The 7,988-nt window shown below is 74.4% G+C and carries 7 protein-coding genes; 2 read left to right on the top strand and 5 right to left on the bottom strand.

The window, feature by feature from the left end:
• From KME75_RS37880 to KME75_RS37860, 5 genes are all read right to left on the bottom strand, one after another.
• Positions 1-729 (bottom strand): hypothetical protein (locus tag KME75_RS37880; RefSeq protein WP_219419757.1); only part of this gene is annotated, 729 nt, incomplete at its 3' end.
• 47 nt (positions 730-776) lie between these two features.
• Positions 777-1,691 carry a carbohydrate ABC transporter permease gene (locus tag KME75_RS37875; RefSeq protein WP_219419756.1) on the bottom strand — a complete coding sequence of 305 codons (915 nt, stop codon included), beginning with the start codon at positions 1,689-1,691 and terminating at the stop codon, positions 777-779.
• Entirely contained in the window at positions 1,688-3,037 is a 1,350-nt protein-coding gene (locus KME75_RS37870) for an ABC transporter permease (protein ID WP_308283440.1), read from the bottom strand. Before KME75_RS37870 ends, KME75_RS37875 begins: the two co-directional genes overlap by 4 nt.
• 3 nt (positions 3,038-3,040) lie before the next feature.
• Complete coding sequence (locus KME75_RS37865) at positions 3,041-4,315, bottom strand: ABC transporter substrate-binding protein (protein WP_219419755.1); 1,275 nt, start codon at positions 4,313-4,315, stop codon at positions 3,041-3,043.
• Between the two features lie 109 nt (positions 4,316-4,424).
• On the bottom strand, positions 4,425-5,612 hold the full coding sequence (locus tag KME75_RS37860) for an ABC transporter ATP-binding protein (protein WP_219419754.1): 1,188 nt from the start codon (positions 5,610-5,612) through the stop codon (positions 4,425-4,427).
• A gap of 183 nt (positions 5,613-5,795) precedes the next feature.
• Between KME75_RS37860 and KME75_RS37855 the strand changes: the two genes are divergently transcribed.
• Both KME75_RS37855 and KME75_RS46410 read left to right on the top strand, forming a co-directional pair.
• Positions 5,796-6,494 (top strand): response regulator transcription factor, encoded by a 699-nt coding sequence (locus tag KME75_RS37855; RefSeq protein ID WP_246633625.1) that lies wholly within the window; start codon positions 5,796-5,798, stop codon positions 6,492-6,494.
• Positions 6,470-7,792, top strand: a complete 1,323-nt coding sequence (locus KME75_RS46410; protein ID WP_219419752.1) for a sensor histidine kinase — start codon at positions 6,470-6,472, stop codon at positions 7,790-7,792. Before KME75_RS37855 ends, KME75_RS46410 begins: the two co-directional genes overlap by 25 nt.
• Positions 7,793-7,988 lie beyond the last annotated feature (196 nt).

Raw genomic sequence — 7,988 nt, 5'->3', positions numbered from 1 at the left:
CGCGAGCAGCCGCCGTGCCGCCGCGGCGGCCGAAGCCACCTGCCCGGGCCCGTCGGCGAACGCCCCCGCGGCCCGCAGCCCCCCGCGGGCGGCCGCCCAGCGCGCGACCTCGGCCCAGGCGCCCTCGCGCGGCTCGCCCGCGCCGATGGGCACCACCAGGTGCGGCCGGCCCTGCACGGTCGCCGTCGCCGTCGCGGGCGGAAGGCCCTCCGGCGCACCGATCGGGCCGGCGAGCACGACCACCAGGTAGGCCGTCCCGTCCCCGGCGTCGCCGGCGTCGCCGGCGTCCCCGGTGAGCCCGGCGAGCAACGGCATCGCTGCGCCCGGGTGGTCGGCCAGGTCGCGGTAGGTGTGCTCCAGCACCTGGTCGAGCGCGCCCCGGTGGCGGTTGAGCAGGCGGGATACCCGCAGCAGCAGGGTGGCGTCGCCGGCGCCAGAACTGTCCCAGAGGCCGGCGAAGACGTGTGCGGCCGCGGAGCGCAGGAACCACCGCACCGCCCGGAGCGGGGCCCCGCGCAGCGCCATGTCGGCGAAGAGCGCGGCGAACTGCCCGACGTCGGGGTCCGCGTCGGACCCGCCGTGGGAGCACACCTCCGCCCGGCGGCACAGCTCGACGAGCAGCACGGCCTCGTCGGCCGCCCGGCCGCGCCAGGTCGCGGGCTGCGGGTCGGGCAGGTCGGCCGCGATGCGGCGCAGGACGGCCGCGACGAGCGCGACGGGGCGGGTCACCGCGGCTGGTGCGGGGGGCGCGTCGATGACGGGGGCGGTCGGCGGCATCACTTCGTCGACCCCGCGAGGACGCCCTGCACGAAGTACCGCTGGAAGGCGAAGAAGACGACCAGCGGCACGATCATCGACAGGAACGCACCGCTCGCGAGGAGGTCGACGTTGCTGCCGAACTGGCGCAGCTGGCTGCGCAGCGCCACGGTGATCGGCGCCGAGCTCTGGTCGGCGAAGACGAGCGCCACGAGCAGGTCGTTCCACACCCAGAGGAACTGGAAGATCGCCAGCGACGCGATGGCGGGCAGCGCGATCGGCAGCACCAGCCGCCAGAAGATCATCAGTTCGCGGCCGCCGTCCATGCGGGCGGCCTCGAGCAGGTCGCGCGGGATGCCGACGAAGAAGTTGCGCAGCAGGAACACCGCGAACGGCAGCCCGAAGGCGACGTGGAACAGGACCACGCCGGCGATCGAGCCGTACAGCCCGGTGGCGCCGAAGATGCCCGCCACCGGGATGAGCGCCACCTGGATCGGCACCACGAGCAGGGCGACGACGCCGATCATCACCCAGTCCCGGCCGGGGAACTCGATCCAGGCCAGCGCGTAGGCGGCGAGCGAGCCGATCACCACCACCAGCACCGTGGACGGCACGGCGATCAGCACGGTGTTCCCGAACGAGCGCAGGACCGTGCTGTCGGCGAGCAGCTCGGCGTAGTTGGCCAGCGTGAGCTCGGTGGGCGCGGTGAACACCGACCACCACGCGCTGCCGGTGTTGCGCGACTCGGGGCGCAGCGACGCCGCGAGCAGCCCGACCACCGGCACGAGCCAGAAGATCGCGATCAGCACCAGCGCGATCCGCACGGCGGGCCCCGCGAGGCGGCCGACGATCCGGGCGGCGACGGACCGGCGCGGCGGTCCCGGTGGCAGGGCCTCGACGTGGGCCGCGGGGGCCCGTTCCAGCACCGACGTCATGCCCGATCCCCCTTGAACCGCCGGATGTTGAACACCATGGCGGGCAGGACGAGCAGGAACAGCAGCACGGCGAGCGCGCTGCCCAGGCCCTGGTCGCCGCCACCCGCGCCGAACGACACCTGCCACATCTGCAGCGCCAGCACGTTCGCCTCCTCCTGGACCGATCCGGGCGCGATGACGAACACGAGGTCGAACACCTTCAGCACGTTGATCACCAGGGTCACGACCACCACGAGCAGCACCGGCGACAGCAGCGGCACGGTGACGCGCCGGAACACCTGCCACTCGGTGGCGCCGTCGACACGCGCGGCCTCGAGCGCGTCGCGCGGGATCGCGGCGAGCCCCGCGGCGATGAGCGTCATCGCGAAGCCCGACATGATCCACAGCCAGGCCGAGATGATCACCGGGGTCACGAGGCCGGGGCCGAGCCAGGTCAGCCCGCGGAACGGCGGGGTGAAGCCGCTCTCGGGCAGGCGCAGCGTGTACGAGCCGGGGGCGAGGTCGGGCACGGTGAACCGCCCGTCGTCGCCGGTGGTCACCGTGGTCACCACGCGGTCGCCCGCGAGCACCTCCACGGTCAGCCCGGGCATGCCGCGCTCCCCCGCGTCGACCTCGCCCGGCCGGTCCTGCACGCCCGCGACGTCGAGCCAGACGAGGCCGCGCAGGCCCGGCCCCGGCTCGGGCACCGCGGCGTCGGTCGCGGCCGCCGGCAGCGCGTCGGGCGGGAACCCGGTGATCGCGAGGCTGACGACCTCCTGCTCGCCCACGGGCAGTGCCGTGACCAGCGCGCCACCCTCGACGGCCGTGAGCCCACCGCCCTCGCGCGGCCGCGCGCCGGGGTAGGGCGAGGGGGCGGCCACCATGTCGTGGGCGGCGACGGCGATCGCGTTGGCGACCCCGCGGTCCGGGTCCTCGTCGTAGACGAGGCGGAACACGATCCCGGACGCCACGAGGGAGATCGCGAGCGGCATGAACAGCACCAGCCGGAACGCCGCCGCCCAGCGGATCTTCTCGGTGAGCACCGCGAGGACGAGACCGATCGAGGTGACCAGCGTCGGTGCGACCACCACCCAGATGATGTTGTTGCGCAGCGCCACGAGCGTGCGCTCGTCGGTGAACGCCGTGACGTAGTTCCCGAGGCCGACGAACTCCTCGCCGCGGGCGTCGAAGAGGCTCCGCACCAGCGACCAGGCCGTCGGGTAGACCAGGAAGACCAGGAGCAGCAGCAGGGCCGGGGCGAGGAAGACCCACGCCAGGCGTGGGCTGCCACCGGACAGCGCGCCCGTCCGCCGCCCCCCGTCGGGGACGGGCGCGCTGCTCCCGGGCCGGGTCGGTGACGTGACCACGGCTCAGCTCCCCGCGTAGGTCGCGGCGGCCTTGGCCTCCAGCTCGGCCAGGATCGCGTCGACCCGTCCCGGATCGGCCAGGTAGTCCTGCATGGCCTTCCAGAACCCGTCGCCCTTCGTGCCGCCGAGCGCGGTCGGCATCAGGTCCGACATGTCGAACCGCACGTTCTGGGCACCGACGAGCCGCTCGGCGATGGACCGGGTCGTCTCGTCCGGGTACTCCGCGGGTTCGACCTCGCGGTTCGGCGAGATGAACCCGCCCTCGGCCGCCCAGATCGACGCGGCCTCCGCGCTGGCCAGGAAGTCCACCAGCGCCGTCGTGACCGGCGTGTCGGTGAGCGCCACGACGGTGTCGCCGCCGCTCACCACGGCGGAGGTCGTGCCGAGCGCCGGGAACGGGAAGAACAGTGCGTCCTCGCCGATCACGGCGGAGGTGCTGACGGAGACGACGCCCGCCACGAAGTCGGCCTCGAAGACGAACTCCGCGCTCGGGTCGTCGCCGAAGACGTTCACCACGGAGTCGGTGAACTCGGTCTGCAGCGCCGTGTCGACACCGCCGGGGAGGAACTGGGGCTTGAAGGCCTGCGCGAGCGTCTCCAGCGCGGTGCGGACCGACGGGTCGGTCCAGGGGATCTCGTGGGCGGCGAGCCGGTCGTACATCTCGGCGCCCGCGGTCTGCAGGTAGACGTTCTCGAACCAGTCGGTGAGCGTCCAGCCGTCGGCACCCCCGACCGACAGCGGCGTGCCGCCGATGTCGGAGCGCACCCGGAGCGTGTCGACGAACTCGGCCCACGTGGCGGGCGGGGTGAAGTCCGGTCCCAGCGTCTCCGCGTCGTACCAGACGAGGGACTTGTTGGCGGCCTTGAAGACGAACCCGTACAGCTCGCCGTCGACGGTGCCCAGGTCCTTCCAGACGGGCGCGTACTGTGTGTCGATCACGGCTTCGGCCGCGTCGCTCAGCGGGACCAGCAAGCCGGCCTCCGCCAGCGTGCGCACCAGCCCGGGCTGCGGGATCACCGCGACGTCCGGGGGCGACCCGCCGGCCAGGCGCGTGGACAGCACGGTCGGCAGCTCGTCGCCCGCCGAGGTGTAGGTGACCGTCGCGCCGGTCCGTTCCTCGAAGGCGTCGAGCACCATCTCGAAGGACGCCTGCTCCTCGTCCGACCACACCGCTGCGACCTCGATCCTTTCGTCGCCGAGGTCACCCCCGGGTGCGCCGGCGGGACCCCCCGCCCCGCCGGCGCACCCGGCGAGCGCCACGGCGGCCGCCGCGGCCACCGGAACGCCCTGCGTACGTGCACGTCCTCGCCCCCTCGGCCGCCGTCTCCGTGCCGGACCAACTCAGTGCCGGACCGACCCGGTGCAGATCAACTCGGTGCAGATCAACTCAGTGCCAGATCGACCGGCCGTCGGCCGGGTCGAAGAAGTGCAGGTTGTCGACGTCGACGCGGACCGCGATGGGCTCACCCTCGAAGACGCGCGTGCGCGGGCTGAACCGGCCGACCAGGACGCTGCTGCCGGCCCGCGCGCCGATCCCGCCCGCCTCCCGGTCGAGCTTCTCCCGGTCCTCCGTACGCACCGGCTCGACGTCGACCGGGAAGTGCACCATCACGTCCGAGCCCATGGCCTCCACGAGGTCGGCGACCGCCACGAGCGTGGCACCGTCGGCGCGGCCGACGATCTCGGCGTCGTCGAGGTCCTCCGGCCGGATCCCCACCACGACCCGTCGCCCGTCGAACTCGCGCAGGGCGGGCCGGGCGTGCAGCACCCCGGGCGGCACGGTGAGCCGCTGGTCGCCGACGCCGATCGAGACGTGCCCGTCGGGGGCGAACACGAGGTCCGCGGCGAACATGTTCATCCCCGGCGAGCCGATGAACCCGGCGACGAGCATGTTCACCGGGCGGTCGTAGAGATCCTGCGGCGGCGCGATCTGCTGCAGCACCCCGCCGCGCATCACCGCCACCCGGTCGCCCAGCGTCATCGCCTCCGTCTGGTCGTGGGTGACGTAGACGGTGGTGACGCCGAGGTCGCGCTGGATCCGGGCGATCTGGGCCCGCATCTGCATCCGCAGCTTGGCGTCGAGGTTCGACAGCGGCTCGTCCATGAGGAACGCGCGCGGCTCGCGCACGATCGCGCGGCCCATCGCCACCCGCTGCCGCTGGCCCCCGGAGAGGTGACGCGGCTTGCGGTGAAGGTGGTCGGCGAGCTCGAGGACGTCGGCGACCTCGCGGACGCGGCGCTCGATCTGCGGCTTGGGCATCTTCCGCAGGGTCAGGCCGAAGGCGATGTTGTCGAACACGGTGAGGTGCGGGTAGAGCGCGTAGGACTGGAAGACCATGGCGACGTCCCGGTCCCGGGCGGGAACGCGGTTGACGACGCGGCCGTCGATGCGGACCTCGCCCTCGCTGATCTCCTCCAGGCCCGCGACCATGCGCAGCGCGGTGGTCTTGCCGCACCCGGACGGCCCGACGAGCACGAGGAACTCCCCGTCCATGACCTCAATGCTGAGGTCGGTCACGGCGCGCGTGCCGTCGGCGTAGACCTTGCCGACCCGGTCGATCTCGATGCCCGCCACGACCCTCCCCGTCCGCTCCGCCAAGCTGCGTGATGGCGATCACGCGCCGTGTCTGCGGAATGGTAGGGACGAGGATCCGAACGGGACCTTAAACGCGCGGCAGATCGAGCTGAAAGTTTCGCCGCCCGGGTGTCGATCACTGTTCCCGCACGGCACGGCAGCCACTACCTTTCTGCTGTGTCGATGGTGCTCCTGGTCGAGGACGACCCCGCGGTCCGGGCGGCGATGACGGGGGCCCTGCGGGACGCCGGGCACGTGGTGCAGCCGGTCGGTACCGCGCTCGACGCCCTGCGCGCCGCGTCCGACGCCCAGATCGACCTCGTCGTGCTCGACCTCGGGCTGCCCGACCTCGACGGCTTCGAGGCGCTGCGGCTGCTGCGCGGGGTCAGCCAGGTACCGGTGATCGTCGCGACGGCGCGCGGCGACGAGCCCACCATCGTGCGGCTGCTCAACGCGGGCGCCGACGACTACCTCGTCAAACCGTTCTCGAGCGCGCACCTCGGCGCGCGGATCGCCGCCGTGCTGCGCCGGGCCCGGCCCACCGATCCGGGCGGCACCGGGCCGATCGCGGTGGGCGACCTCGTCGTCGACACCGCCCGGCGCGAGGCGGCGCTCGGGGGTGTGCCGCTGACGCTGACCCGGCTCGAGTTCGACCTGCTCGCCTACCTGGCCGCCCACGTCGGCACCGTCGTCACGAAGGCGGAGCTGTGCCGCGAGGTCTGGCAGCAGCCGCACCTCAAGCTGGACCAGACGATCGACGTGCACCTGTCGTGGCTGCGCCGCAAGCTCGGCGAGAGCGCGTCGGCGCCGCGGTTCCTGCACACCGTGCGCGGCGTCGGGGTGAAGCTGGTGGACCCGTGCGACAGCTCGTCGTCCGTCTGATCCTCGCGACGGCCGCCGTCGCCGCCGGGGCGGTGGTCGCGGCCGCCGTACTGCTGGACATGGCGGGTGACCGCGCCGCGGCGCGGGCCCAGGTCGAGGCCGACCTGGCCGCCCTCGTCACGGTCGCCGAGGTGACCACCGACGAGGAGGCGCTGCTGCGCGCCATCGGGCGGACGGCCACCGGCCGCGCCGGCGGGCTGGCGCTCCACCTCGACGGCCGGACGATCGGGCGGTCGCACGCCGCCGTCGCGGGGTCCGCCGGGGAGATCGTCGTCGACGGCGGCACGGTCCTGGTGCGGCCGGTCACCGGCGGGGTCGCGCCCGCGGTGGCCGAGGCGTTCGTCCCGGACTGGCGGCCCGACGCCTCCCACCTGGTGCTCGCGGGGCTGCTGGCTGCGGCCGGGCTGCTCGGCGCCGGGGCCGGGCTCGCCGTGAGCAGGCGGCGGCTGCGCCCGGTGACCGCCGACCTCGCCACGCTCACCGCCACGGCGCGGGTCGTCGGCGAGGGCGGCCCCCTGCCGGTGCCGCGGACGATGCGGACCCCGGAGACGGCCGCGCTCGCGGCGGCGCTCGGGACCGTCGCCGACCGGATCGAGGACGCCCGCTCGCGGGAACGGCGGATGGTCGCCGACCTCTCCCACCGGCTGCGCACCCCGCTCACCGCGCTCGCCCTGGACGCGGAGGCCATCGGCGACGGGCCGGCCGCGCGGCGGGTGCGCAGCGCCGTGGAGTCGCTCGACAAGGACGTGGACGCGCTGATCCGCGCCGTGCCCCAGGAGTCCGCCGGCCCGATCCGCTGCGACGTGGTGGAGGTGGTGCAGCGGCGGATGGCGTTCTGGTCGGCGCTGGGGCAGCACAGCGGCCGCGGCTGCACGGTGCGCACGCCGGACGCGCCCGCGGTGATCGCGCTCGCCGGCGACGACCTCGCCGCCGTGGTCGACGCCCTGCTCGGCAACATCTTCCGCTACACCCCCGACGGCACCCGGTTCGCCGTGTCCGTGGTCCGGCACGCCGGGTGGATCAGCCTCGTCGTCGACGACGCCGGCCCGGGCGTCCCCGACCCCGTCGCCGCCCTGCGCCGGGGCGTCAGCGGCTCCGGGTCGACCGGTCTGGGGCTCGACATCGCCCGCGACGCCGTCGAGGCGACCGGCGGGACCATCCACATCGAGCGGTCCGCGCTCGGCGGGGCCCGGATCCGGCTGCGTTTCGCCGAGGTCGGGGTGGAGCACGCCGACCCGCACGAGCCGCGGGCGTGGCGGCTGTGGCGCAGCCGGGACCGGGCGGAGCCACGCGCCTGACCGACGTCCCGCGGCGATGTCGGTCGGGTGATCGCCGCGAGGTGGCGGTTGCGGTGGTCCGCGGAACGCGTAACCGCATCTCGCAGCGATCATCGCCACGAGCGGGCGGTCGTCGCGGCGGACGGGGCGGCCGCGGCCTGCGCGACCGTGCCACCGCCCGCCGCGGCGGCCGCCACCACGATCCCGCGGGCGGGCC

Source organism: Pseudonocardia nigra (assembly GCF_019396355.1).
Taxonomy (GTDB): Bacteria; Actinomycetota; Actinomycetes; order Mycobacteriales; family Pseudonocardiaceae; genus Pseudonocardia; species Pseudonocardia nigra.
Note: the sequence above shows the minus strand (reverse complement) of the source record. Positions and strands in the feature narration are given on the sequence as shown.